Origin of the sequence: Pantanalinema rosaneae CENA516 (genome assembly GCF_050753385.1) — a bacterium.
Lineage (GTDB): Bacteria > Cyanobacteriota > Cyanobacteriia > Leptolyngbyales > Leptolyngbyaceae > Pantanalinema > Pantanalinema rosaneae.
Genome location: NZ_JBLZFZ010000035.1, coordinates 23,507 through 47,155, shown reverse-complemented (window position 1 = coordinate 47,155; position 23,649 = coordinate 23,507). Strand labels below are relative to the sequence as shown.

The 23,649-nt window shown below is 50.9% G+C and carries 24 protein-coding genes; 17 read left to right on the top strand and 7 right to left on the bottom strand.

The genetic code is table 11. The features are described from left to right. Positions 1-8: 8 nt before the first annotated feature. A complete protein-coding gene (locus ACN4EK_RS19550; protein ID WP_431659871.1) occupies positions 9-776 on the bottom strand; it encodes a peptidase in 768 nt (255 codons plus the stop codon). A 135-nt stretch (positions 777-911) separates the two neighbouring features. Between ACN4EK_RS19550 and ACN4EK_RS19545 the strand changes: the two genes are divergently transcribed. Together ACN4EK_RS19545 and ACN4EK_RS19540 are read left to right on the top strand one after the other, a co-directional pair. Next, positions 912-2,063 (top strand): NAD-dependent epimerase/dehydratase family protein, encoded by a 1,152-nt coding sequence (locus ACN4EK_RS19545; protein ID WP_431659870.1) that lies wholly within the window; start codon positions 912-914, stop codon positions 2,061-2,063. Between the two features lie 115 nt (positions 2,064-2,178). Continuing rightward, on the top strand, positions 2,179-3,309 hold the full coding sequence (locus ACN4EK_RS19540; protein ID WP_431659869.1) for a glycosyltransferase family 4 protein: 1,131 nt from the start codon (positions 2,179-2,181) through the stop codon (positions 3,307-3,309). A 24-nt stretch (positions 3,310-3,333) separates the two neighbouring features. Here the strand turns inward: ACN4EK_RS19540 and ACN4EK_RS19535 are convergent, their stop codons facing one another. Both ACN4EK_RS19535 and ACN4EK_RS19530 read right to left on the bottom strand, forming a co-directional pair. Further along, complete coding sequence (locus ACN4EK_RS19535) at positions 3,334-3,585, bottom strand: DUF7219 family protein (protein WP_431659868.1); 252 nt, start codon at positions 3,583-3,585, stop codon at positions 3,334-3,336. A gap of 271 nt (positions 3,586-3,856) precedes the next feature. After that, the gene (locus ACN4EK_RS19530) at positions 3,857-4,828 is read right to left on the bottom strand and encodes an FTR1 family iron permease (RefSeq protein ID WP_431659866.1); all 972 of its coding nucleotides are present in this window, start codon (positions 4,826-4,828) and stop codon (positions 3,857-3,859) included. A gap of 184 nt (positions 4,829-5,012) precedes the next feature. Between ACN4EK_RS19530 and ACN4EK_RS19525 the strand changes: the two genes are divergently transcribed. Beyond that, a complete protein-coding gene (locus ACN4EK_RS19525) occupies positions 5,013-5,486 on the top strand; it encodes a TM2 domain-containing protein (protein ID WP_431659864.1) in 474 nt (157 codons plus the stop codon). Positions 5,487-5,648: 162 nt separating this feature from the next. On the opposite strand, the gene ACN4EK_RS19520 is transcribed toward ACN4EK_RS19525, so the two are convergent. Next, positions 5,649-9,026 carry a phycobilisome rod-core linker polypeptide gene (locus ACN4EK_RS19520; RefSeq protein ID WP_431659863.1) on the bottom strand — a complete coding sequence of 1,126 codons (3,378 nt, stop codon included), beginning with the start codon at positions 9,024-9,026 and terminating at the stop codon, positions 5,649-5,651. Positions 9,027-9,410: 384 nt separating this feature from the next. On the opposite strand from ACN4EK_RS19520, the gene ACN4EK_RS19515 reads away from it, so the two are divergent. The 10 genes from ACN4EK_RS19515 to ACN4EK_RS19470 all read left to right on the top strand — a co-directional run bounded on the left by ACN4EK_RS19515 (position 9,411) and on the right by ACN4EK_RS19470 (position 17,508). Then, positions 9,411-10,613, top strand: coding sequence for a class I SAM-dependent methyltransferase (locus tag ACN4EK_RS19515; protein ID WP_431659862.1), 1,203 nt, complete (start codon positions 9,411-9,413; stop codon positions 10,611-10,613). Between the two features lie 133 nt (positions 10,614-10,746). Further along, positions 10,747-11,151 carry an ATP synthase subunit I gene (locus tag ACN4EK_RS19510; protein ID WP_431659860.1) on the top strand — a complete coding sequence of 135 codons (405 nt, stop codon included), beginning with the start codon at positions 10,747-10,749 and terminating at the stop codon, positions 11,149-11,151. Between the two features lie 59 nt (positions 11,152-11,210). After that, a complete protein-coding gene (atpB, locus tag ACN4EK_RS19505; RefSeq protein ID WP_431659858.1) occupies positions 11,211-11,960 on the top strand; it encodes a F0F1 ATP synthase subunit A in 750 nt (249 codons plus the stop codon). A gap of 129 nt (positions 11,961-12,089) precedes the next feature. Next, positions 12,090-12,335, top strand: coding sequence for an ATP synthase F0 subunit C (gene atpE, locus ACN4EK_RS19500; RefSeq protein ID WP_431659856.1), 246 nt, complete (start codon positions 12,090-12,092; stop codon positions 12,333-12,335). Between the two features lie 91 nt (positions 12,336-12,426). Next, entirely contained in the window at positions 12,427-12,849 is a 423-nt protein-coding gene (locus ACN4EK_RS19495; RefSeq protein ID WP_431659854.1) for a F0F1 ATP synthase subunit B', read from the top strand. A 46-nt stretch (positions 12,850-12,895) separates the two neighbouring features. After that, positions 12,896-13,447 (top strand): F0F1 ATP synthase subunit B, encoded by a 552-nt coding sequence (locus ACN4EK_RS19490; protein WP_431659853.1) that lies wholly within the window; start codon positions 12,896-12,898, stop codon positions 13,445-13,447. Continuing rightward, positions 13,447-14,001 carry an ATP synthase F1 subunit delta gene (gene atpH / locus ACN4EK_RS19485; RefSeq protein WP_431659851.1) on the top strand — a complete coding sequence of 185 codons (555 nt, stop codon included), beginning with the start codon at positions 13,447-13,449 and terminating at the stop codon, positions 13,999-14,001. The genes ACN4EK_RS19490 and atpH overlap by 1 nt, the downstream gene beginning before the upstream one ends. 91 nt (positions 14,002-14,092) lie before the next feature. After that, complete coding sequence (gene atpA / locus ACN4EK_RS19480) at positions 14,093-15,607, top strand: F0F1 ATP synthase subunit alpha (RefSeq protein WP_431659849.1); 1,515 nt, start codon at positions 14,093-14,095, stop codon at positions 15,605-15,607. 85 nt (positions 15,608-15,692) lie between these two features. Beyond that, complete coding sequence (locus ACN4EK_RS19475) at positions 15,693-16,643, top strand: F0F1 ATP synthase subunit gamma (protein ID WP_431659847.1); 951 nt, start codon at positions 15,693-15,695, stop codon at positions 16,641-16,643. 91 nt (positions 16,644-16,734) lie between these two features. Next, the gene (locus tag ACN4EK_RS19470) at positions 16,735-17,508 is read left to right on the top strand and encodes an ABC transporter permease (RefSeq protein WP_431659845.1); all 774 of its coding nucleotides are present in this window, start codon (positions 16,735-16,737) and stop codon (positions 17,506-17,508) included. A 31-nt stretch (positions 17,509-17,539) separates the two neighbouring features. Here the strand turns inward: ACN4EK_RS19470 and ACN4EK_RS19465 are convergent, their stop codons facing one another. From ACN4EK_RS19465 to ACN4EK_RS19455, 3 genes are read right to left on the bottom strand one after another with little or no spacing between them, the layout of a single operon-like run. Then, entirely contained in the window at positions 17,540-17,923 is a 384-nt protein-coding gene (locus ACN4EK_RS19465; RefSeq protein WP_431659843.1) for a DUF423 domain-containing protein, read from the bottom strand. Positions 17,924-17,928: 5 nt separating this feature from the next. Then, positions 17,929-18,822 carry an ABC transporter ATP-binding protein gene (locus tag ACN4EK_RS19460; RefSeq protein WP_431659841.1) on the bottom strand — a complete coding sequence of 298 codons (894 nt, stop codon included), beginning with the start codon at positions 18,820-18,822 and terminating at the stop codon, positions 17,929-17,931. Continuing rightward, complete coding sequence (locus ACN4EK_RS19455) at positions 18,812-19,981, bottom strand: branched-chain amino acid ABC transporter permease (RefSeq protein ID WP_431659840.1); 1,170 nt, start codon at positions 19,979-19,981, stop codon at positions 18,812-18,814. Before ACN4EK_RS19455 ends, ACN4EK_RS19460 begins: the two co-directional genes overlap by 11 nt. A gap of 230 nt (positions 19,982-20,211) precedes the next feature. On the opposite strand from ACN4EK_RS19455, the gene ACN4EK_RS19450 reads away from it, so the two are divergent. The 4 genes from ACN4EK_RS19450 (at position 20,212) to ACN4EK_RS19435 (ending at position 23,645) form a co-directional block, all read left to right on the top strand. Next, positions 20,212-20,412 (top strand): hypothetical protein, encoded by a 201-nt coding sequence (locus ACN4EK_RS19450; RefSeq protein WP_431659838.1) that lies wholly within the window; start codon positions 20,212-20,214, stop codon positions 20,410-20,412. A 75-nt stretch (positions 20,413-20,487) separates the two neighbouring features. Then, positions 20,488-20,793 (top strand): cytotoxic translational repressor of toxin-antitoxin stability system, encoded by a 306-nt coding sequence (locus ACN4EK_RS19445; RefSeq protein ID WP_431659837.1) that lies wholly within the window; start codon positions 20,488-20,490, stop codon positions 20,791-20,793. A gap of 165 nt (positions 20,794-20,958) precedes the next feature. Then, entirely contained in the window at positions 20,959-21,702 is a 744-nt protein-coding gene (gene psb29 / locus ACN4EK_RS19440; protein WP_431659836.1) for a photosystem II biogenesis protein Psp29, read from the top strand. An 8-nt stretch (positions 21,703-21,710) separates the two neighbouring features. Next, on the top strand, positions 21,711-23,645 hold the full coding sequence (locus ACN4EK_RS19435) for a lipoxygenase family protein (RefSeq protein ID WP_431659834.1): 1,935 nt from the start codon (positions 21,711-21,713) through the stop codon (positions 23,643-23,645). Positions 23,646-23,649: the final 4 nt, after the last annotated feature.

Here is a 23,649-nt window from a genome sequence, read left to right as displayed (position 1 = left end):
TCGTGCCATTAATCAGTAAACCCCGATTCCTCAGAAGCATTCAGATAATTATCCCAGTCTACGTTGGGCATGCGCTCAAACGCTTCATTCAGCGAGATTTCCCACATTCGGCGAATTTTAGCAAGATAAGGCGCACCGAGCTTAAGCTTTAATTCATAGCGAACTTTGAAGCTATCTTTCTCATACATCATCAGGTTAATTGGCGGTCCCACTGAAATATTTGATTTCATCGTGGAATCGATCGACAACAAGGCACATTTAGCCGCCGCTTCTAAGGGGGTATCAAAGGTGAGAATGCGATCGAGAATGGGTTTGCCATATTTCGCTTCACCAATTTGTAAAAAGGGCGTATCTTTGGATGCCTGAATACAATTGCCCTGGCTGTAAATCATATACAGCATTGGTTCTTCTCCAGGTAACTGCCCCCCCAACAAAAAACTGCATTGAAAATCAATATTGTCTTTCTCTAACCAGGGACGATCCTGTTCTTGAATCTCGCGAGCTTTCGCGCCAATATAACGGGCAATTTCATATAACGTCGGCAGGGTATGCAGATTCGGCTCGGTCTTCGCGATCAAATCTCGCCGCAGTAAGGTTAAGGTTCCCTGAGTTACCGAGAGGTTTCCAGCCGTAGAAATTAAGATTACCCGTTCCCCGGGTTGCGAGAAATCGAATAGCTTTTGATGGGTGGAAATATAATCGACTCCAGCATTTGTACGTGAGTCAGCCGCCATCACTAAACCGTGGGTCGTTACGATGCCGAGGCAATAGGTCATGAACAGGATCACGATGAATCAGCATCTCGATTCTACGGTGCTTCGTTGGGAATGTTGGAGATAAATTCTTGGTTCAGAGGGTACACAAACCTGATAGATTGGGCGAGTATCTGCAAGCAAGCATGATTTGGCAAGATGAAAGTCCTAGTTATTGGTGGTGACGGCTATTGCGGTTGGGCAACTGCACTCTATCTGTCAAATAAAGGTTACGAAGTTGGGATTCTGGACAGCCTGGTGCGTCGGCACTGGGATGCGGAGTTATGTGTAGACACCTTAACCCCGATCGCGCCAATCCAGAAACGGTTGCAACGCTGGCATGATCTGACTGGTAAAACTATTGATCTCTTCATTGGCGACATTACCAACTACGACTTTCTCAGCAAAGCGCTGCATCAGTTTGAGCCGGAGGCGATCGTTCACTTTGGCGAACAGCGATCGGCTCCCTTCTCGATGATCGATCGGGAGCACGCCGTACTGACCCAGGTCAACAATGTTGTAGGGACGCTGAACCTGCTCTACATCATGAAGGAGAGCTTCCCGGACTGTCATCTGGTCAAACTGGGGACGATGGGTGAATATGGTACACCCAATATTGACATTGAAGAAGGCTACATCACGATCGAGCATAACGGGCGTAAGGATACTCTGCCCTATCCGAAACAGCCCGGTAGCATGTACCACCTGAGTAAAGTGCATGATTCCCACAATATTCATTTTGCCTGCCGGATCTGGGGACTACGGGCAACGGATTTGAATCAAGGTGTAGTGTACGGCGTTCTCACCGATGAAACCGGCATGGACGAACTGCTAATTAACCGTCTGGATTATGACGGAGTATTCGGTACAGCCTTGAACCGCTTCTGTATTCAAGCAGCGGTCGGACATCCCCTCACGGTCTACGGTAAGGGTGGTCAAACTCGCGGCTTCCTGGATATCCGGGATACGGTGCGGTGTATTGAATTGGCGATCGCGAATCCAGCCAACCCCGGTGAGTTCCGGGTGTTCAACCAGTTCACAGAACAATTTAGCGTTGGAGATCTGGCGCTGATGGTGGAAAAAGCTGGTAGTGCGATGGGCTTAAAGGTGGAAGTGAAACACCTGGATAACCCCCGGATTGAGAAAGAAGAGCATTACTTCAATGCCAAGAACACCAATCTGTTGAATTTAGGTCTACAACCCCATTATCTCTCCGATTCTCTCCTCGACTCCTTGCTGAACTTTGCGATTAAATATAAGCAACGAGTGGACGAGTCGCAAATTCTGCCAAAGGTTTCCTGGAGCCGATAACGCCAAGAATTAGCCATCAGGAGCTAGGGGTGTTAACAGAAAACCGTGTATGACCTCCCTGGCTCTTGCCCCTAAACTCCCGCCCCTTATCCTCTAGAGTTTCCATCCTATATTTATGCGAATTGCCCTATTCACCGAAACCTTTTTGCCTAAGGTTGATGGCATTGTCACGCGCCTAAAGCACACGGTTGATCACTTGCAACGGTTAGGGGATCAGGTCTTAGTAGTCTCTCCAGATGGCGGATTAAGGGAATACAAAGGAGCCAAAATCTATGGCGTTTCTGGGTTTCCGTTACCGCTCTATCCAGAATTGAAATTGGCATTACCGCGTCCCTCGATCGGACGAGCCTTAGATCGGTTCCAGCCGGATCTGGTACATATTGTCAATCCGGCGGTGTTAGGCTTATCCGGTTTGCTGTATAGCAAAACTCGCAACCTTCCCTTAGTCGCGTCCTATCACACCCATTTGCCAGAATATCTACAACATTATGGGTTGGGCATGCTGGAAGGCTTGCTCTGGGAGTTACTTAAAGCCGCGCATAACCAGGCAGCGCTCAATCTCTGTACTTCGACGGCAATGGTACAAACCCTGTCCGAACATGGGATTGAGCGTACTGACCTCTGGCAACGAGGAGTCGATACGGAACTTTTTCAGCCCTACCTCGCCAGTCCAGAGATGCGATCGCGACTGAGTCAGGGACATCCGGAGCAACCCTTATTGCTCTATGTGGGGCGGTTGTCAGCCGAGAAAGAAGTCGATCGGATTAAACCAATCCTAGAAGCCATTCCCGGTGCCAGGTTAGCGCTGGTGGGGGATGGCCCGCATCGCCAAGCCTTAGAAAAACATTTTGCTGATACACCGACTCACTTTGTTGGCTACCTGCAAGGAGAAGAATTAGCCTCTGCCTTTGCCTCGGCCGATGCCTTCATCTTCCCCTCCCGCACTGAAACTTTGGGTTTAGTGCTACTCGAAGCGATGGCCGCAGGCTGCCCGGTCGTCGCGGCTCGTTCCGGTGGCATTCCTGACATTGTGGAAGATGGGGTCAATGGCTATTTATTTGATCCGGCGGATGAGCATGGGGCGATCGCGGCAACTCAACGCCTCTTGGCACGAGCAGATGAACGCGAAACCCTACGCCGCAATGCTCGCCAGGAAGCCGAACGTTGGGGATGGTCAGCGGCAACCCGGCAATTACGGCACTATTATCAAAAGATCATGGCAGCAGAATTATCCCCAGCCGCCTAAGCCAAACATGGTAACAAGGTGCTGTTAACTGGCAGCACCACCATCAAACGGTGAGTGTCCGATGCCTAACTCTTTCTTACTCCGCTTGAGTTGTTTCCAAAGCGCTTTAATTTGCTGATAGGACTCTTCTGGGGTTAGCTTGCCACCCGTCTCCAGGCAAGTAATATAACTCACTCGCTGAGAAAACTCTTGCAGATTGGCATTAAACACCAGATTTTCCGGCTTAACCTCACCCCGGTAGCGGGAACGGGGAAACAAAAAATCTGCACGCTCCATTTTCATCCCTCTCCCTAAAATCAGTTTTTAACGCTTCCAAAGATTAACGATTTTAACCTGAGATTAACCTTGGAACCTCTACCTGAGAGCAGGTTTAGATTGGTCTTAATCTTAAATTAACCTTAGCATCCCAACGGTTCTGTTGCGAAGGGTACAGTTACGCACTGTGGTCATTACAATTTCATCCCAACCAAGGAAAAATACGGTTAAAAGACTCCTCAGACCTTAAGTTTTATATTGCTTTGAATCAGATTAGGGTGAGCTAGATCACTTACGCTTTTGGTCGAGCAACAGATCCGGCAGATGGCTGTGATTTCAGTCCTTCTGGAACATTACCCCAATTGGTCAGACTGCGTAAATACATGACTCCGATCGTGCCGAGAAATAACAGATAACCAACGACCTGAATTAAAAACAAATGATCCTCGTACCCGAATAACGTATGCAAGATAATGCCGGGAAATTGGCGCTCTGGTAAAACCTGGCTGGTGTCCAACAGTAGCGAACCCAGGATACAGGAAGGTGGATCCGCGATGCGATCGCTATAGATACAAAAGTTGGCAGCAGGATGAATCGTGGCGAGGCGATCGAGGGCGAGATCGAGATGACCCAAAGCCGAAACTACCAGCCCAGCAACGATCAGCAGCAAAAATATGCCCATGACCTGGAAGAACTGGCGCAGGTTGATCTTGACTCCCAGGCGAAATAGCAACACTCCGATGCCAACGGCACCAATTAAGCCTGTCACCGCTCCCAATAATGGCATCCAGCCCTGCTGAAATTTTGCTGCCAGGAAAAGTACCGTTTCAAAGCCCTCTCGCAACACCGCGATAAAGATCAGTCCAAAGATTCCCCAGCCTGCCCGATCGCCCCTGGCGAGGGTCTGACTGAGATCGCCCTCCAGCTGACCTTTTAGCAAGCGAGCCTGTTGCGTCATCCAGATCAGCATCCAACTCAACATGGCGATCGCGGCTAAACTAAACCCAACTTGCAGCAAGGGTTTGAAGACGGGGGCATAAACTTGATGGGTCGAATCTAATAGTTGAAACAGCCATGCAAACACACTGCCAACCCCAATACTTGCCAGCAGTCCACCCCCAATCCCGCTATAGACCCAGGGATTTAGTTGGGTTTGTTCCGCCTTGCTCAAGTAAGCTAGGACAATTCCTACCACCAGAGCCGCTTCTACCCCCTCTCGCAAAGTAATGACAAAGGTAGGTAAGGCGGGAGTGAAATCGAGCATGGTTCTCTATCATCAATACATCCCTCCCAATTCTAAAATGTCTGACTCCGCCTCTGGTAGCAGATGTCAATCCGGTAATTACCCCGATTAAGTTCGGTTTCTGTTTCAGCGATCGCCCCCGGTGGCAATGAAGTTATTTCTATGTTGACCTTTAACCACATATCGGCTAGTTGAGGATGAAATTATGAATAGTAAGGGCACATCGTATCTGCTGTGGCTATCAATTTTTCTGGGGATTGGGGGGCTGCATCGGTTCTATAACGGCAAGATGGTATCTGGATTTATCTGGTTACTCACCGGCGGCTTCTTTGGCATTGGTCAGTTCATTGACCTGTTCCTGATTCCGGAAATGGTTGATGAACACAACATCAAAACCATGCGCCGATTGGGGGGAACTGGTTACACCTACGATCAACCTGCCATCTCGCGTCTGTATCAGGCTTCTCCCAAGCTAACGGTTGAACAACTGAGAATGAAACTTTTGAAAGCGGCTCAGGGTCGGGGCGGCAAAATCTCTGTGACCCAGGGTGTAGCCGATACGGGGGCTGATTTTGCCGAGGTGGAAGCCACGCTACTCGGGATGGCAAAGAAAGGTCATGCGGATATTCAAAATGACTCCAAAACGGGTGCTGTTGTCTATGCCTTCCCTGAGTTGTAACGCCTGAATGTTGGCACGATCGTTGCCCCTCGGTGGCTTCAACCTGATCCATAAAAAAACCTCTCGATCGAACTAATCGATCGAGAGGTTGCCGTTTTAGCATCTCAAGGAGTCAACATTTGGCTAACCTGTCCCCTCAAGAGACAGGTCACACCGGAATCACTACTGCACTAGATCAGCATCATGCTTAACGCTACCCAGGTAGTTACCTGTAGGTACGGTCGGAACCCGTTTGTAGGGTACAACATCGTCGCCAAAGTAACGGATGTACTCAGCGCCATTGACGATCGCATCAACCGTTGCCTTTAAGCCTTGACCAATCAACCGATCGTTGTACTGTTGCAGTTCTGCCTGGGTCGCTGGAGCCCGTCCTAACAGATGCCGGAACATCAGTTCAACCACTTTCTGGCTGGGATAGGGCATGTAGAAGCGGCGGCTATAGGTTTCTGAGCTTGCCAGAGTCCGAACAAATTCCCGTACAGAGATTTCACCCTGCTGGAGTTTAACCTCTAATTCGGGGGCGCGGAATTGTTCCGGTACCTGTCCACCAAACACATCCAGCACCTGACAGTACAAAGCCTGGATCACAGGTTCTAGTTCGATCGCCGTCATGCCCTGAGTTACCCGATGAATCCGCGCGGTCTGCCGACTTGTCGCCGTTTCAGGTTCAACGGATACCGCCACATTGCCATAGGAGCGACCGACTTCAACATAGGATTGGCTTGCCCGCGCCTGAGCCGCCATGTCCGCGATCGCTTTACCCGTCAACGGCATTTTCGCCACATCTAACCGAGAGTTCGTTGGCTCAAAGCTAGGCACAACCAGGCTCCGATCTTGCTTGGTCAGTCGGTTGTACAGCGTTTGCGTATTGGGGTAGTTCGCGGCAGGTAGGGTCAGGTAACGGTTGTAAGGAACGGTGTCCTCTCCAAACGCTTGACCGTACTCTGCACTCGTCACCATATTGTTGATGAAGCCGCGCAAACCTTGGGTTGCCAGAATCTGGTTGTACTTGCGGATTTCAGCTTGATCCAGCGGAGCGCGACCCAGGAAGTGCTTCGTTCCTAACTCAATCACTTTCGTATTGGGATAGGGCGCATAGAATTCCCGGATATACAGGCTGGAGGTTCCCAGGGCTTCGATGAACTCCTTCACACTGATATCGCCGTTGCTGAGTTTAGTCTCCAGCACCGAGAACTCATTCTTAATGATGTAAGGAGCAATATCCCGCTCGAAGATCTGGCGATAGGCAGCGCCAACGACAATCTTCAGGTTTGCCTTATCGTTGAGCCCAGTTAGCTTGAACACCTTGGTTTGCTCACGCTTGCGGGTCACGCCCTGGTTAATCCGGAATTGAATATCAGGTTCAGTCCGAATTTCAGAGACAGCCCCCAATTCAATAAAGCGAACGGGTTCTTCCTGGGCAACCTTCGCCCCTTTATCGGCGATCGCACCTACACGGGTGGTTCGTAATGCCAACCCAGATGGAGTCAGGTAGCGCTCATAGGGAACGGTATCTTCCCCAAACGCTTCGCTGTACTCTGGGCTATCCAGAATGGCATCAATCAGAGCATAGAAGCCTTTCTTGGCACAAATATCGAAGTATTTGTTGGTTTCCTGCCGTCCATAGGTCGGACGACCCAATAGCCGCCGGTGAATGTACTCTACCGCTTTCATGATGTAGAGCGGTGTCCAGTACATGCTCCGGAAGGTGTTCGACTTCGCCAACTGACGAATGAACTCCCGCACCGTAATTTCGCCATTTTCTAGCTTGATTTCAGCCACCGATAGCCGTTGACCGGAATAAACTTCCCGTCCAAACACCTGGATGTACGCGGCTCGGATGACGGCTTGGGTAGAACTTTCCGAGAACTTGGTACTGATTCCTTTCAGGTTAGAACTGGAGCTAGATTCCCCAAATAGACCCCGACGGGCGATACCGGTAAAGTTGGGTAATTGATCCAGTTTGAACACCTTCGGTCCCAGCGTTCCCGGAGCCACACCCCGAGCACCAGGGTTAGAAACCTGGCTGTTCACCGCCGGTCCCCGGTTGATCAGAATCCGGCGAGTATCCTTACCAAAAGGCGCTGGTCTGGAATTGGGGTTGCGAGTTTCTTTCGGGAAGATCGCGCCAAACTGGATTTCCAGGGAGTCGTTACCCGCTCCGTAGGGATGCTGATCCGGTAGCGGACGATCGTAGGCGGCAAAGGTGGTGATGAACTGAGGTACTTTGCGGAACGGCGCACTGTAGTTAAACAGGTCTTGCTGCGGACCCCAGTTCCGGCATTCCTGAGCTTCCTGCCCTAACCCACGCAGGTAAGGAACCGTTTCTTCCCCGAAGTAATCCGCATATTCCTGAGAATCGATCAGGGCATCAACAAGTTTGGGTAGACCACCACTGGAGACGATCGAGAAATACTTCTGTACTTCCTCACGAGAACCAGGCCCACGACCGAGGATATGGCGAAATGCCAGTTCCAGTGCCCGACTGTTGATGTAGGGTTCAAAGAAGTTCTTGCGATAGAGCGGCGACTTGGCAAGGCGACGAATAAACTCCTTCATGGAGATTTCGTTGTTCTTCACCTTGGATTCCAGATCGGAAATTCCTAAGGAGTAAGCCCGAGTAATATCGCGCTCAAACACCTGGCGATAGGCGGCTTTGACTGCTTCATTTTTCTCCGCCGGGGACAGCCCAGGCTTCATCACAAACTTGGGACGACGCTCAGCCGCATTGAAATAGATTTGAGGCAACTCTAAGCCTTGTAAATCAGCCGAAGGACGCTGACGCAGCTTCGTCGAAGGCGTGGGTGCTTTAAACTCAGTCAGCGTGACATCGAAGTATTGACCCACGACGGCTTGTGCTTCAGGATCATCCCGGAAGTAGCCCAATGCAGCGACCTTCATTTTTTGCAATGCTACGATCGTCGCTTCGCCAGAGCAAGCCCGTTCGATGATTTCCCGCAAGCCGCGCACGTTGACCGACAGAATGTTGGGATCTCCTGCCACGATCGCATAGGTGGTGTAACGCAGGAACCAACTTAAGTCACGTAACGATTTCGCCATGTTGCTCGGACCATAGCGAGACACGTTAATCGGGCGGAAACCAGGAGGAGTCGGACCACCATCTCCGGTTGTGCTGAAGATCGAGCGCAGACCTCCGAAGAGTCCACCGCCGCCACCGCCGCCACCTTTCGCATCCACGTAGGTCACGGTACCCAGTCTCATGCCTTCTTGCGTTGTCATGACGGTACCAGCCACCGTTTTTACGGGCGCTTCAGCCGGTTTTTCTAAAAACGACATGGGAGAGCCACCCACAAAAATACTGTTGGCAGCTCTTGAGACAATAATTTCCGAATTGCGGGTCAGCGTTTCTGCGATCGCCAATCGCTTCGCGCCGGAACTGAAGTAGCGTGCTAACTCATCTAGCTCACCCCGTCCCAGGAAGCGATCTTGTTGTTCAGCCTGGGAAATTGTTGCGACTGGCAGGGTCTGATAAAGATTTGGGCGTGCAACCGAGCTTCCACCACTTGCTTTAACACTCATTGGATTTCAAAAGCTCCCTATGCGGATCGTTTAAGTGCGTTAAGTGCGTTAAATCTGACCAGCGTGTCACCTGACAACCATTCAGAAACCTTATTCAACCTGGACAAGGCTCCGATCAAGACCTCCAGAGGTAACGGTGCAGGGTCAACCAGCTCAATAATTAGATTAGAACGATTCAGGTACAACGACTCCATTTATTAAAAAGTATGTAGAACCCGAACGCTCGATTTATCGTCAGATCATAGAAGATTTAGGTAACTTAACTGAGAGCCCAGAAATGTTTTGTTACAAAAGGTCATAGTCGCCAGAATGGACGCGTGAAGGGATCCAGAAATAGTAGATAGTGGAGAGTGGTCAAGTGACGAAACTATCGACGACGAATCCATGACTGACGCTCAAGGCATTAGCACTGCTGTTGCAAAACTTTACGATACCTATCCCTTTCCGCCGGAGCCCTTACAGGATGAACCGCCGTTAGGGTACAACTGGCGCTGGAACTGGTTAGCGGCCTATAGCTTTTGTACCGGACGGAAACCTGAACACCAGGCAATTCGGATTCTGGATGCGGGCTGTGGTACAGGCTGTGGCACAGAATATTTGGTCTATTTAAATCCCCAGGCGCAGGTCACGGCGATCGACCTGAGTGCCGGAGCCTTAGCGGTGGCAAAAGAACGGTGTCAGCGCTCTGGATGTAGCGATCGCGTGGAGTTTCACCATCTGAGTTTGTTTGATGTTGATCAGGTTCCGGGTGAATTCGATCTGATTAATTGTGTGGGAGTGCTACACCACACCCCAGATCCGATCCGGGGCATACAAGCTTTAGTACGCAAACTGGCTCCCGGCGGCATCATGCATATTTTTGTCTACGGCGAACTGGGACGCTGGGAAATTAAATTGATGCAGGAAGCGATCGGTCTACTTCAGGGCGATCGTCAGGGGGACTACCAGGATGGTGTGAAAGTCGGACGGCAAATTTTTGCCTCGCTACCCGAAACCAATCGCCTGCTGAAGCGGGAACAGGAACGGTGGGCATTAGACAACCAGCGCGACGGCTGTTTCGCCGACATGTATGTCCATCCCCAGGAGATCGATTACAACGTCAATACGTTATTTGACCTGATTGATGCTGCTGGGCTGGAATTCCTTGGGTTTTCTAATCCCCGTTCCTGGCAGCTAGAACCCTTAATTGGCAAAGAAGCAGAATTGCTGGAACGAGCCGATCAGTTAAGCGATCGCCAACGTTACCGACTGGCAGAGTTACTGAATCCAGAGGCAATCACCCACTATGAATTCTTCCTGGGACGACCCCCTCTACCACGCCATGATTGGCAGAATGATTCGGAGCTATTAACTGCCATTCCCGATCGCAACCCCTGTATGGATAGCTGGCCGAGCCAATGCCTGTTTAACTACGAGTATCAGGTGATTAACCTGTTGGCGGATGAGTTAACATTTCTGCAAGCCTGTGACCAAAACCAGGGGCGGCAAACCGTTCAAGCTCTGATGACTCAGGCGGGAATTGATTTAGCTCAAGTGCGGCGGTTGTTTGAGCAAGGATTAATTCTGTTGACCCCAAATTTACGTTAAGTATTATTACTCGCTGCGTGATATGATTTTTCAGGGTCTCAAACGTGCAGGATCACCGCCTGAAACTGTTCAAGTTTCGGTCGCTTGCCGTGGCAGCACTCCAGCCTTTACTGATAGCTGAACCGTACCTGTCATGAGTGATGAACCTCAAGTCAGTTCCCCGTCAGAGGAACCGAATAATTCCATGCAGGAGTTTTACCAACTTCAGCAGGAATTGCTGATCATCACGCTGGTGCTTACAGGGGTGATCTTTGCCTCTGTGTGGATTTTCTACTCTCTCAACATCGCTCTGAATTATTTACTTGGAGCGTGCACAGGTGTGGTTTACTTGAAAGTATTGGCTAGAAACGTTGAGCAACTGGGTAAGCAAAAGCAGCAAATTGGTAAGTCTCATTTAGCGATTTTTATTGGGCTGATTATAGTAGCAACTCAGTGGAATCAGCTACATGTCCTACCAGTTTTTTTAGGTTTTCTTACCTACAAAGCCACGCTCATCGTTTATATGTTCCGAAGCTTGATGCCTTCTGACTCTCACTAGTCAAGCAACGCCAGACCTTTCCACTCCCTGAACCATCTGGGAAAACCGCTCAGAGTCAAATGCTAAGTTTTCTCACTCCTTCGATTCCTCATCTTGCCAGTTTAGAAGTGGGTCAACATTTCTACTGGCACATTGGTAATCTCAAAGTTCACGGACAAGTGTTTCTCGTGTCGTGGATTGTGATCGGGCTATTATTGATTGCCTCGATCGCAGCGACGCGGAATATTCAACGGGTTCCTCAAGGCATCCAAAACTTGATGGAGTATGCCCTGGAATTTGTCCGAGACTTGGCGAAAAACCAACTGGGCGAAAAAGAATATCGTCCCTGGGTTCCGTTCATTGGCACCCTGTTCCTATTCATCTTTGTCTCCAATTGGTCAGGGGCATTAGTGCCCTGGAAGCTGTTTAAGATCCCGGAAGGTGAGTTGGCAGCTCCAACCAATGACATTAATACGACGGTCGCGCTGGCATTGCTGGTGTCTCTGGCATATTTCTATGCCGGATTCAGCAAAAAGGGACTCGGGTATTTTGCCAAATATGTGCAGCCGACCCCGGTGCTACTGCCGATCGCGATTCTAGAAGACTTCACCAAGCCGCTGTCCCTCAGCTTCCGTTTGTTTGGTAACATCCTGGCGGATGAATTGGTGGTGGCGGTGCTGGTTCTCCTGGTGCCTCTGTTTGTACCGCTGCCTGTCATGTTACTGGGTCTATTTACCAGCGCCATCCAAGCGCTAGTATTTGCCACCCTGGCAGGCGCTTACATTCACGAAGCTCTGGAGGGTCACGGAGAAGAGCATGGGGAGCATTAGTTAAGTTCCTCGATCAACGCTGGAATTTTGGAATGAGTTCAGAGTGCGGCTTGCGCTTCCTGACTGTCCAAGTCTAGAGTTCAACATTGTTTTGTCGTCTGTTTATTCAGTTCTACAAGGATAGTCATTATGAACCCAATGATTGCTTCTGCTTCTGTGTTGGCTGCTGCTCTAGCGATCGGTCTGGCTGCAATCGGTCCTGGTATCGGTCAAGGTAATGCGTCCGGTTCTGCGGTGGAAGGGATTGCTCGTCAGCCCGAAGCAGAAGGCAAAATTCGCGGTACGCTGCTGCTCACCCTGGCGTTCATGGAATCCCTCACCATCTACGGTCTGGTGATCGCTCTGGTGTTGCTGTTCGCTAACCCCTTCGCGTAAGTCTTCAGCAGTCCGGTTTCAGGCATCGAGCGTTAGGTTTGACTGCCTGAAACCAGAATCCTGGCCCCTAGAAACCTAATCGAACACAGTAATGTTTGACTTTGATGCCACCCTGCCCTTGATGGCAGTTCAGTTCCTGCTCTTGACCGTTGTTTTGAACATTGTGTTCTACAAGCCGCTGACGAAGGCGCTTGAAGATCGGAGTGAATATATCCGCTCGAATGAAGCGGATGCCCGTGAGCGGTTGGCGAAGGCAGAAGCTCTTGCTCAACAATATGAGCGTGAACTTGCTGAGGCCCGGAAGCAATACCAGGCCACGATCGCAGCAGCGCAAGCAGAGGCACAGAAACGCTCTGCTCAAAAGATTGCTGCCGCTCAACAAGAAGCCCAGGCTCAACGTGAACAAACTCAGCGAGAGCTTGATCAGCAAAAGCAAGCAGCGATGCAGGCGCTAGAGCAGCAGGTCGAAGAACTGAGTCATCAGATTTTGGGCAAGCTATTGGTGGGTGTTTAGTCGCTGATAGCGAAATTGTGAAGAGCGCAGTCGTGGATGTAGTGATATGGGAATTTTCATAGAGCTGGCAACAGGAGCTAGTTTGCTGGCTTCTGAGGCAGCAGAGGGCGGCGGTTGGGGGCTGGATCTCAATATCCTGGAAACCAACCTGATTAACTTAGCGATCGTCAACGTGATTGTGTTCTACTTCGGACGCAAGTTTTTGGGCAAGAGCCTGGGCGATCGGCGCGAATCGATTCAAACTGCAATTCAAGAAGCCGAGTCACGGAAGAAAACGGCGGCGGCGGCACTGGCGGATCAACAGCAGAAGTTGGCTCAAGCTCAAGCGGAGGTGCAGAAGATTACCACCGCAGCAGAGGAAGCGGCAAGAACGGCTAGCGCTGAAATTCTAGCGAAGGCAGAACAGGACATTCAGCGGATGCGGGAGGTCGCGGCTCAAGACCTCAGCACTGAGCAAGAGCGGATCATGAATGAGTTGCGGCAACGGGTAGTGGCTCTGGCACTGCAACGCGTAGAATCAGAATTGCCGAATCGCTTAAATGACGATAGCCAACGGCATTTAGTCGATCGCAGTATTTCGTTGTTAGGAGGTTCCTGATGAGTACGGGTGGAATTACCTCAAGAATCTCTGAGCCTTATGCTGAGGCGCTCATGTCGATCGCGAAATCTCAGGATCTGGTGGATAAGTTTGGTGAAGATGCCAGCGAACTCATCCGAGTCCTGAACGAATCGACGGATCTGAGTCAGTTTCTTGCCAATCCAACCATCAAGGGCGATAGCAAGAAAGACGTTTTGCAACAAGTCGTTGGCGATCAGATTCATCCGTTGATGAAAAACTTTTTGATGCTCCTGGTTGACCATCACCGCATCCCCTTCTTGGGCAGCATTTGCAAGCAGTATCAGGTGCTACTCCGGGAACTCCGGCAATCTGTGTTAGCCGAAGTGATTTCCGCCGTTGAACTCACAGACGAGCAAAAACAAGCTGTGCGGGAACGGGTCATGGGCATGACAGGATCGCATCAAGTTGAACTAGAAACTAAGATTCAACCGGATCTCCTGGGTGGCGTGATTATCAAAGTTGGTTCTCAAGTTATCGATGCTAGCTTGAGAGGTCAACTCCGGCGCATCTCAGTCCGGCTCAGTAATGCTTAGTTCTATATCATGAGTGGCTTTTAGGTGTTCTAGAGCCATTGGTTTAAGACTGACAACCTTCAACATTCAACCCTCTTAAAGAGCAACTCCCATGGTAAGCATCAGACCTGACGAAATTAGTAGCATTATTCGCCAGCAGATTGAGCAGTACAACCAGGATGTCAAAGTTTCCAACGTTGGTACTGTGCTGCAAGTTGGTGACGGGATCGCCCGTGTTTATGGCTTAGACAAGGTAATGTCCAGTGAACTGCTGGAATTTGAAGATGGCACCGTTGGTATCGCGCTCAACCTGGAAGAAGACAGTGTTGGTGCGGTGTTGATGGGTGGTGGCAGACAAATTCAAGAAGGCAGCACCGTGACAGCGACTGGACGAGTTGCTCAGATCCCGGTCGGTGACGCGATGATTGGTCGTGTTGTAGACGCTCTGGCTCGCCCGATCGACGGTAAAGGCGACATCCCCACCAGCGAAACCCGTTTGTTGGAATCTCCGGCTCCTGGTATCATCTCCCGGAAATCGGTGTACGAACCGATGCAAACCGGAATTACCGCGATCGACTCGATGATTCCGATCGGTCGGGGTCAGCGGGAACTAATCATTGGTGACCGGCAAACTGGTAAGACCGCGATCGCCGTGGATACCATCCTGAACCAAAAGGGTGGCGACGTGATTTGCGTTTACGTTGCGATCGGGCAGAAAGCTTCTACTGTGGCTAACGTGATCAACGTATTACGTGAGCGGGGTGCTTTGGATTACACGATCGTCGTGGCTGCCAACGCCAGTGATGCCGCTGCCCTGCAATACCTGGCTCCCTACACCGGCGCAACTCTGGCGGAATACTTCATGTATAAAGGCAAGCACACCCTGGTGGTGTACGATGACCTGTCGAAGCAAGCGCAAGCCTATCGCCAAATGTCGCTGCTACTGCGTCGTCCGCCCGGTCGGGAAGCCTATCCTGGAGACGTGTTCTACCTCCACTCCCGTCTGTTGGAACGGGCGGCAAAACTCAGTCCCGAATTGGGTGAAGGTAGCATGACCGCGCTACCGATCGTCGAAACCCAGGCGGGTGACGTGTCGGCATACATTCCGACCAACGTGATTTCGATTACCGATGGTCAGATCTTCCTGTCCTCTGACCTGTTCAACTCCGGTCTACGTCCGGCGGTAAACCCAGGGATTTCCGTGTCTCGGGTGGGTTCTGCGGCTCAAACCAAAGCTATGAAGAAAGTGGCGGGTAAGGTGAAGCTGGAACTGGCGCAGTATGACGACCTGCAAGCGTTTGCTCAGTTTGCTTCTGACTTGGATCAAGTAACCAAGAACCAACTCGCTCGGGGTCAGCGCTTACGCGAGATTCTCAAGCAGCCTCAGTATGCCCCGTTATCGGTGGCTGAACAGGTGGCTGCCATCTACGCCGGGATCAACGGTTATTTGGATGACATCCCCACCGACAAAGTAGCACCTTACCTGCAAGGGCTACGGGATTACCTGAAGAACAGTGCTTCTAAGTACGGTGAAATCATTCGCGATCGCAAAGAGCTGAATGAAGAAGCCGAAGGCATCCTGAAAGGTGCGATCGTCGAGTACAAGAAGACCTTCATGGCCGCGTAGAACGCTACACCAAGCGATCAGCCGTCAGTAATCAGTCTGACTGAAGGCTGATCGCTGATGGCTGACAGCTTAAGGAGATAACACTATGGCAAACCTTAAAGGGATTCGCGATCGCATCCAATCCGTTAAAAACACTCAGAAGATCACCGAAGCGATGCGCTTGGTGGCAGCCGCGAAGGTTCGCCGTGCCCAAGAACAGGTGATTGCAACTCGACCATTCGCCGATCGACTGGCGCAAGTGCTGTATGGCTTGCAAGCTCGTCTGCGGTTCTCAGAAGCTAATCTGCCGTTATTAAAAGAGCGTCAGGTCAAGCGGGTGGGATTGTTGGTAGTGTCCGGCGATCGGGGTTTATGTGGCGCTTATAACGCTAACATTATTCGACGGGCAGAGAACCGAGCTAAGGAACTACAAGCCGAAGGACTAGAGTATCGGTTTATTCTGGTGGGTCGGAAGGCAACCCAGTACTTCCAGCGGCGAGAACAACCGATCGAACTAACCTACACGGGCTTAGAGCAAATTCCGACGGCAGCGGAAGCGTCTCAGATTGCCGATGGTCTACTATCACTGTTCTTATCTGAGGAAGTAGACAAAATTGAACTGGTCTACACTCGATTTGTGTCCTTGATTAGCTCTCGTCCGGTAATTCAAACCTTGTTACCGCTTGATCCCCAGGGTTTAGTGGCTGAGGATGATGAGATTTTCCGGTTAACCACGCGAGGTGGACAGTTTGAGGTAGAACGCTCTAAAGTCACGGCTCCTGAAGTCCGGGCATATCCTCAGGACATGATCTTCGAGCAAGATCCCGTCCAAATCCTGGATGCCCTATTACCCCTTTACCTCAATAACCAACTATTGCGTGCGATGCAGGAGTCGGCAGCGAGTGAATTGGCGGCTCGGATGACGGCAATGAATAACGCGAGCGATAACGCGAAGGAACTCATTTCGAGTTTGACATTGACCTACAACAAAGCTCGTCAGGCGGCAATCACCCAAGAGATTCTGGAAGTGGTTGGCGGTGCCGAAGCCCTCAAGTAAGGTTGTTCTCTGAATCAAATTTTTCGCAGCGTCTGAAGTTCAGGCGCTTTTTTGTTAGGAATAGAGACGTTACCTGAATCTTAGAGGCAAGATGAACAATTGGTACACAGCCCGAGCCATAGCTCACCGCATTTTGATTGAGTTAGGACGGCGGCAACGCAGTTTAGTGTTTTGGAGTGTGTTTCCTGTAGTTGTCCTGCTGCTGAATGGACTGATTATGACCGAACGCTCCAAGTTCCCGTTATCGGAAGCTTTTGAGCGAGCATCGGCGGCAACCCTGGTAGGAGCCGCACTCTTCTTTAGCTGTTTAGGCGGCAGCGTCGCTACGGTTGTGGCGGAACGGGAACAACAAACTTTAAAGCGACTGTTTTTATCCCCGTTAAGTGGGGGTGCCTATTTTTTAGGTATTTTTGCTGCCCATAGCACGATCGCCCTGGGACAAACTCTCTTAGTGGTGGCGATCGCCTATGGATTCGGAGCGCGGTTTCAAGGCTCGGTCTGGCTCAGTAGCACACTGATCCTGCTCAGCATCTTCTCCTATGTCGGCGTTGGGTTTATCTTAGGGACGCAATTTGCCAAGCGTACAGAAGATGTGAATACCCTGGTTGCCACCTTTGGAGTGCCATTGCTGATTTTGGGCGGAGCCTTTGTCCCAGCCTCGATCTTTCCGAACGTTTTACTGGATCTGGCTCAGTACAATCCGATTTATCACATGAATGAAGCCTTGACCCAAGTCACTACCGAAGGGAAGTCACTGTCAGACATTGCTGAACATTTCTGGTTTTTGATGATCTTTGCGGTAGCGATGTTAGCAGCAGGTTGGCTATCCTATCGTCGGATGCTGCAAGTCGAGCGACGGTTGTAACCAGCAACGAAATAGAGAAGAAATCAGAGATTTATTTGAACTGAAATGCCGCGATCGCGAGGCAAATCCAGCCAACGATAAAAGCGACACCGCCCAACGGTGTAATGGCTCCTAGCCACTTGATCCCACTGAGGCTGAGGAGATAGAGGCTACCGGAAAAGATCACAATTCCGATGATGAAAGCATAGCCCGCGATCGTGACTGTAAGAGGTGGCAGTTCAACGCGACTCAATAACACTGCTACCAGGAGTAATGCCAGAGCATGATACATCTGGTAGCGGATCCCTGTTTCAAAGATGGTGAGGGCACGATCGCTCAGGTGATCCCGCAGGGCATGGGCGGCAAAGGCTCCACCAGCGACCGCTATCCCGGCAAACACAGCCCCGATGGCAAGGAAGATCTGAGTTATCAGCATGGGATTTACTGCCCTAAATAAGCTTCTAACACCTGGGAATTGGATTGAATTTCGGCAGGAGTGCCAACCGCCAGGTTACGACCCTCTGCCAGTACCCAAACCCGATCGCAGAGAGACATCACGACATCCATATTATGTTCAATTACCAGAAAGCTCATGCCCTCCCGATTCCAGGTGAGGATGCGATCGCAGATTTGATTAATTAAGGTAGGATTCACACCTGCCGCAGGTTCATCTAACAGGATCAGCTTAGGATTGGTCATTAACGCTCGCCCCATTTCCAGCAACTTCCGTTGCCCACCGGATAAGGCTCCCGCGTATTCATAAGCCATGTGGGACAACCCAATTGAGTCGAGAATCGTCATTGCCCGATCGCGCTGCTGGCGTTCTTCCTGAGCAATTTGCTGTTGCTGAAACCAGGTATTCCAAAATTTTTCCCCCGTCTGGTGTTGAGTTGCCAGGAGCATATTTTCTAGAACAGAGAGGCGGGAGAGTACCCGAGCAACCTGAAAGGTGCGTACCATGCCCATCTGGGTGATCTGATGGGGTGGCAGCTGTTGAATTGGCTCACCGTCAAATAATACCCGTCCCTGATCCGACCGGATAAAGCTAGAGAGCAGATTAAACAACGTGGTTTTGCCTGCCCCATTCGGACCGATCAGCCCCGTGATACTGCCTTTAGCCACTTCGATTGCCGCATTATCGACTGCCCGAATCCCCCCAAAGTTTTTGACTAACCCGTTGGCGGCTAGAATTGGCAGTTCAGGTCGGGAAGCTGGAGTCCGAGCGGATTGATCAGCCACAGTATCCACAGCATCCTGAGAGTAGACGGGTTCTGGCGGTAGGGATGTGCGATCGACAGGAGACAAATCCGGGGTGTTTGACGCTTCATCGACCAAGGGTAAGTTCCTCCTTTTTACCTAAGATGCCTTGTGGTCGCGCCATCATCAGCACAATTAACAGCAAGCCAATCACCATCAATCGTAGTGCGCCTAAACGGGCATCATCTAATGGAATCAATGCCGGTAGGGCAAAGCGAGTCACCGTGAAGTAAATCTGGAAGATTGCTGCTCCTAGCAGCGTACCAGCATTGTTGCCCGACCCCCCTAGAACCACCATCACCCAGGCATAAAAAGTAATCAATGGAATAAAGCCATCGGGGTTAATAAACGTCAAGTTCCAGGCAAAGAAAGCGCCCGCCACGCCCGCGATCGCCCCACCCAGCATCAGGGATTGAATTTTATACCAGAACACGTTTTTGCCCAGGGCTTTGGCGACCTCCTCATCCTCACGAATCGCTTTCAGCACCCGTCCCCAGGGTGAGCGAACTAAGACTTCCAGCCGCCAGTAGACTAAGGCTAGGACGACGACCACAAGCAACATTAAGCCAGATTTATACGAGTAGTCGAACAAGAGGCTAGATACGCCAGCTTGATAGAGCAGCAGCCCAATTAAGCCAACCGCGAACCCCCAGAGCCAGTTAGAGACGGGAATGGCAGTTGGAGTAGCCACTTCTAGCGGTTTACCCCGATCGTGCGGCGGTCGTCGCATCCAACGCCAAACTTGCCAACCCCCAATCGCAAATATAACTGTCCAAATTGCGACCATGACGAGCCGACTGGCAAAGGTCGGAGCCGTTAAGTTGCCGAGTGGTAGAAGCTGGTTCGGAATGGGAATGCCCAATGCCCCCCGCGTCAGCCACTCTTCATTCAGGGCAATCAGCCGTACCACTTCCGATACGCCAATAGTGACGATCGCCAGGTAATCTTCCCGCAACCGTAAGGTAGAGATGCCAATCCCTAACCCCAAAATGGCAGCAAGTACAGCACCGACCAGCACTGCCAGAATCAGGGGCACTCCTTTAAGGCTTAATAACACCGTGGCGTAAGCACCGATGGTCAAAAAGGCAACATGTCCGAAATTAATCAGTCCAGTGAAGCCCCATTGCAAATTCAGTCCCAAACTAAACAGGGCATAAATGGCAGCCAGGGTAATCAATACCACTAAATTGCCAGGGGTAAAAAAGGCGAGAAAGTCAGCCAACGAGAAACCAGTCATGGGCTTAAGGTCAAAGGCGATCGGAATTGTATCCTATCAGGCAACCTTCCCCTGTAGCTATCGGTTCACTTCAGAATTTACTTCGCAAGAAACAAAAATGATGTTGGTAATTCATCCAAACTTTAATTTCTTAAAAGATGATTCAGACCTAATTTTGGGAACGCTAACCGTAACAGCGGTACTTCTAGCCACTGCCTGATCGCCGAATTGAGCGCAGCAATCTTGGAGTTATGGTTAATCGTCTGAGAACCAAAGTGCATCGCCTGATTGATCAGCTGTCCGATGAGCAACTGGTCAATATCTGGGCAGACCTATCGGATCTGTATTGTGATTCCTACATGATTCAGGCAATTCAAGCGTCTAAACAGAGTCTCAAACCGGGAGACACCTTGACTCGTGAAGAAGCCCTGCGAGTGTTGCCCCATCTCTAGCAAGCTGCCAACCGGCATGAAATTGCTAGGGACTGCTCCATCACTGTTCTGTCCACCATTCTCCTAAGGTCGTTTATGAACACACTAGAGCAGCAGACTTCCGCCCGGAGGATGCATACCCCCCAAGGGCTAGAGATTCGCTACGAACGGGGATTTTTACGGGATCTGAAACAGCTAGAACCGGCGGCGGCCTGTCAACTGCAAAAATTTGTCTTTGAAGACTTTTATCAGATTAACCAGATCCAGGAATTACCAGAATTTCGCCAACTGGGTACGAGTGGAATTTTCTATCGCTTCACCTTAGATCATTACTTAATCAGCCTGGAAGTCACCGGACAAATCGTTAAGTTTCTGCGAGTCCTGCCTAAACCAACGATTTAGCCGCAAGAAATGTCGCGATCGAGCTTTCAGATTGTCCAAGACTGGTTCAGCAGATGCTGATTAGTAGTAGAAACCAACCAGATGCAAACAGCGTTCGGCAAGGTTTCCAGCCGTCAATCAGCTTAAAACTTGGCAAACTCCTCATCAAACGCGAGAATGGAGGATATGTCTGCCATCCCAAATTCTATTGTGAATAACGTCCGCACTGTTTCTGACACCAAGCGAGCCTTTTATAACATCCACACTCGCCCCATTAACTCAATTTATCGCCGGATTGTCGAGGAGTTGATGGTAGAAATGCATTTGCTTGCGGTCAATGTGGACTTCCGCTACGACCCGTTGTATGCATTAGGCGTTGTCACGTCCTTCGATCGCTTTATGCAAGGGTATCGTCCCGAGCCAGATAAAGCCTCGATTTTTGCTGGACTCTGTCAAGCCCTCCAGGATGATCCACAGCGTTACCGCAGTGATGCCGATCGTTTACGAGCAATGGCAAGCTCCATGTCAGTTGAGAATTTGTTAGCCTGGTTTGGACAGGCCGCTACCGCTCCAACCGATGACCTCCAGGGAGCGATTCATGCCAGCGTTAGCAGTCCTAACTACAAATACAGTCGGCTGGCGGCGGTGGGCGTATTTACCCTACTGGAACTGGCTGATCCAGATCTAGTAAAAGACGATACCCGGCGGGAAGAAGCCATAAAACAGGCTGCTATGGCATTAAAACTGCCAGACGATAAAGTCCAAAAAGACTTGGAATTGTATCGAGGCAATCTAGATAAGCTCGCCCAAGCCCAGGCAGTCATGGAGGATATCCTGAAAGCCGATCGCAAGAAACGCGAACAGCAGGCGAATGCCACAACATCCAGTCCCGCAGCCGCCCCCAAAGACGAAGCCCCCTCTGGTTCCTAAGGTAATGAATGGGTAGTCACTTACCGCTCACTGAGCAACAGGGTCACTATCGTTACGATCCGCGATCGCTGCACCAGGCTGGACCCGCCCGGATTTTTCCCTATATTGGGGATGAAGGGATCTGGCAATATCTTCTGACTGGATTACCACGCCAACTGGTAAAACAGGGACGGGTTTCCCAACCCTGGAGCTTAGTATGGCAACGGATGGAGCATACCTCTCAATCCTTAAGTGAAGGTTGGGCGCAGATCACCACCCTGCTGGTAGATTTGCAGGTCTTCCAGTCCGGTTGGTTTAATTTCCATCTGCCACCGAATGAGCAGTTTGATGCTAACTTTGTGCGGCAGCGCCGATCGATGATGCTGGCGATGCTGGCGGCAAAACAGGCGGTGTCGGCGGTTCGTCCGCAAGGTACTCTCACCCAAACGGAAATAGCGACTCAACAGCGTACCCGATTTTACCAGGCTTTAGAACGGCACCAGCGATCGCGTCCTGTAGTTGCCCAAATTCATCAACGGGAGGGGGGACTCAGCGATCGAGAGTTTGCCCGCCAACGGTTAGCCGGACAAAACCCGATGGTGATCCGGCAGGTACAGGCGGCGGATCAACCCCGACTGCAAAGCTGGGCAACCCAACCGTTAACCCTCGCCAATGGTAGTCCCATTGATCTGATCGAGGCATCTGCTACTCAGAAATTATTTATTGCCGACTACCCCTGCTTAGAAAACCTGACTCCGGCTGAGTTACAGCCCGGTCGCTATGTGGGCAGTCCGATCGCAGTATTTCATTGCTCGCCCCAGGGGTTAGAGCCACTGCTGATTCAGGTTGAGCCGGGACGGGTGGTGTTGCCCCCCCAGGCTGGAGGCGAGGCAGATGCCTGGATGCAGGCAAAACTCTATGTCCAGGTGGCAGATGTCACCCATCATGAACTGATTTCCCACCTGAGCGATACTCATTTGGCGATGGAGGCAATTGCGATCGCCACCTGTCGGCAACTCCCTACTAACCATCCCCTCTACCAATTGCTGCGTCCCCACTTTCAGTTTTTGCTAGCGATTAATACGCGGGGCAATGAGGTGCTGTTAGGTGAAAATGGCGCGATCGATCAACTAATGGCACCCACACGGGAAGCTTCACTGGCATTAATTAATCAAACATACCGCAACCGTCCGTTTGCCGATTATGCTCTCCCCCGCAATATTCAGAGTCGGGGCGTAGATGGGGATGTGTTGCCCGACTTTCCCTATCGGGATGATGCCAAGCTACTATGGCAGGCGATCAATCGCTATGTCAGCCGCTATTTACAACGCTATTACCCGGACGATCGCGCCATTCATCAAGATCCTTATTTACCTGGCTGGATTGGGGAACTAGGTGATCCGATCAATACTCGCCCCTGGAAAGAATTTGCCCAGGCTCCAAGTTGGTTGCCAACCGAGATGTTAGCGCAGTTTGGGCTGGCTCCTGAATCATTGCCGACCTATGCGCGAGTCCCGGGGTTTCCCTCCTCTAAGGATGCGATCGGGGTGCAGCAACTGATCGAGATTGTGACTCAGGTGATCTTTACCTGTGGGCCCCAACATGCGGCCGTAAATTTTAGCCAGTTTGATTATGTCGGTTATCCACCGAATGCCCCGTTAGCGGCATACTGTCGCCCGGATAGCTGCCCATCTGTAAAGGATTTGCTGCCACCACCCGCCCAGGATTTGGGACAAATAGAACTCAGTTTTGCCCTAAGTGGGATTCGCTGGGGCACCCTCGGCAGTTCTGAGTTAATTCGGTTTGCCGATCGGGGGGATCAACAGATTCTTGCCCAGTTTCAAGCAGAGTTGACGGAAATTGAGCGCACGATCCATGCCCGTAACCAGCAGCGGGTCGCTAATACAGGGGTTGCCTATCCTTACCTGTTACCTTCCTGTATTCCCAATAGCATCAATATCTAAATAG

What these genes read in the sequence shown, in the direction of transcription:
- ACN4EK_RS19550 (WP_431659871.1), bottom strand. Translation starts at nt 776, where the DNA reads ATGACCTATTGCCTCGGCATCGTAACGACCCACGGTTTAGTGATGGCG.
- ACN4EK_RS19545 (WP_431659870.1), top strand. Translation starts at nt 912, where the DNA reads ATGAAAGTCCTAGTTATTGGTGGTGACGGCTATTGCGGTTGGGCAACT.
- ACN4EK_RS19540 (WP_431659869.1), top strand. Translation starts at nt 2,179, where the DNA reads ATGCGAATTGCCCTATTCACCGAAACCTTTTTGCCTAAGGTTGATGGC.
- ACN4EK_RS19535 (WP_431659868.1), bottom strand. Translation starts at nt 3,585, where the DNA reads ATGGAGCGTGCAGATTTTTTGTTTCCCCGTTCCCGCTACCGGGGTGAG.
- ACN4EK_RS19530 (WP_431659866.1), bottom strand. Translation starts at nt 4,828, where the DNA reads ATGCTCGATTTCACTCCCGCCTTACCTACCTTTGTCATTACTTTGCGA.
- ACN4EK_RS19525 (WP_431659864.1), top strand. Translation starts at nt 5,013, where the DNA reads ATGAATAGTAAGGGCACATCGTATCTGCTGTGGCTATCAATTTTTCTG.
- ACN4EK_RS19520 (WP_431659863.1), bottom strand. Translation starts at nt 9,026, where the DNA reads ATGAGTGTTAAAGCAAGTGGTGGAAGCTCGGTTGCACGCCCAAATCTT.
- ACN4EK_RS19515 (WP_431659862.1), top strand. Translation starts at nt 9,411, where the DNA reads ATGACTGACGCTCAAGGCATTAGCACTGCTGTTGCAAAACTTTACGAT.
- ACN4EK_RS19510 (WP_431659860.1), top strand. Translation starts at nt 10,747, where the DNA reads ATGAGTGATGAACCTCAAGTCAGTTCCCCGTCAGAGGAACCGAATAAT.
- atpB (WP_431659858.1), top strand. Translation starts at nt 11,211, where the DNA reads ATGCTAAGTTTTCTCACTCCTTCGATTCCTCATCTTGCCAGTTTAGAA.
- atpE (WP_431659856.1), top strand. Translation starts at nt 12,090, where the DNA reads ATGAACCCAATGATTGCTTCTGCTTCTGTGTTGGCTGCTGCTCTAGCG.
- ACN4EK_RS19495 (WP_431659854.1), top strand. Translation starts at nt 12,427, where the DNA reads ATGTTTGACTTTGATGCCACCCTGCCCTTGATGGCAGTTCAGTTCCTG.
- ACN4EK_RS19490 (WP_431659853.1), top strand. Translation starts at nt 12,896, where the DNA reads ATGGGAATTTTCATAGAGCTGGCAACAGGAGCTAGTTTGCTGGCTTCT.
- atpH (WP_431659851.1), top strand. Translation starts at nt 13,447, where the DNA reads ATGAGTACGGGTGGAATTACCTCAAGAATCTCTGAGCCTTATGCTGAG.
- atpA (WP_431659849.1), top strand. Translation starts at nt 14,093, where the DNA reads ATGGTAAGCATCAGACCTGACGAAATTAGTAGCATTATTCGCCAGCAG.
- ACN4EK_RS19475 (WP_431659847.1), top strand. Translation starts at nt 15,693, where the DNA reads ATGGCAAACCTTAAAGGGATTCGCGATCGCATCCAATCCGTTAAAAAC.
- ACN4EK_RS19470 (WP_431659845.1), top strand. Translation starts at nt 16,735, where the DNA reads ATGAACAATTGGTACACAGCCCGAGCCATAGCTCACCGCATTTTGATT.
- ACN4EK_RS19465 (WP_431659843.1), bottom strand. Translation starts at nt 17,923, where the DNA reads ATGCTGATAACTCAGATCTTCCTTGCCATCGGGGCTGTGTTTGCCGGG.
- ACN4EK_RS19455 (WP_431659840.1), bottom strand. Translation starts at nt 19,981, where the DNA reads ATGACTGGTTTCTCGTTGGCTGACTTTCTCGCCTTTTTTACCCCTGGC.
- ACN4EK_RS19450 (WP_431659838.1), top strand. Translation starts at nt 20,212, where the DNA reads ATGGTTAATCGTCTGAGAACCAAAGTGCATCGCCTGATTGATCAGCTG.
- ACN4EK_RS19445 (WP_431659837.1), top strand. Translation starts at nt 20,488, where the DNA reads ATGAACACACTAGAGCAGCAGACTTCCGCCCGGAGGATGCATACCCCC.
- psb29 (WP_431659836.1), top strand. Translation starts at nt 20,959, where the DNA reads ATGTCTGCCATCCCAAATTCTATTGTGAATAACGTCCGCACTGTTTCT.
- ACN4EK_RS19435 (WP_431659834.1), top strand. Translation starts at nt 21,711, where the DNA reads ATGGGTAGTCACTTACCGCTCACTGAGCAACAGGGTCACTATCGTTAC.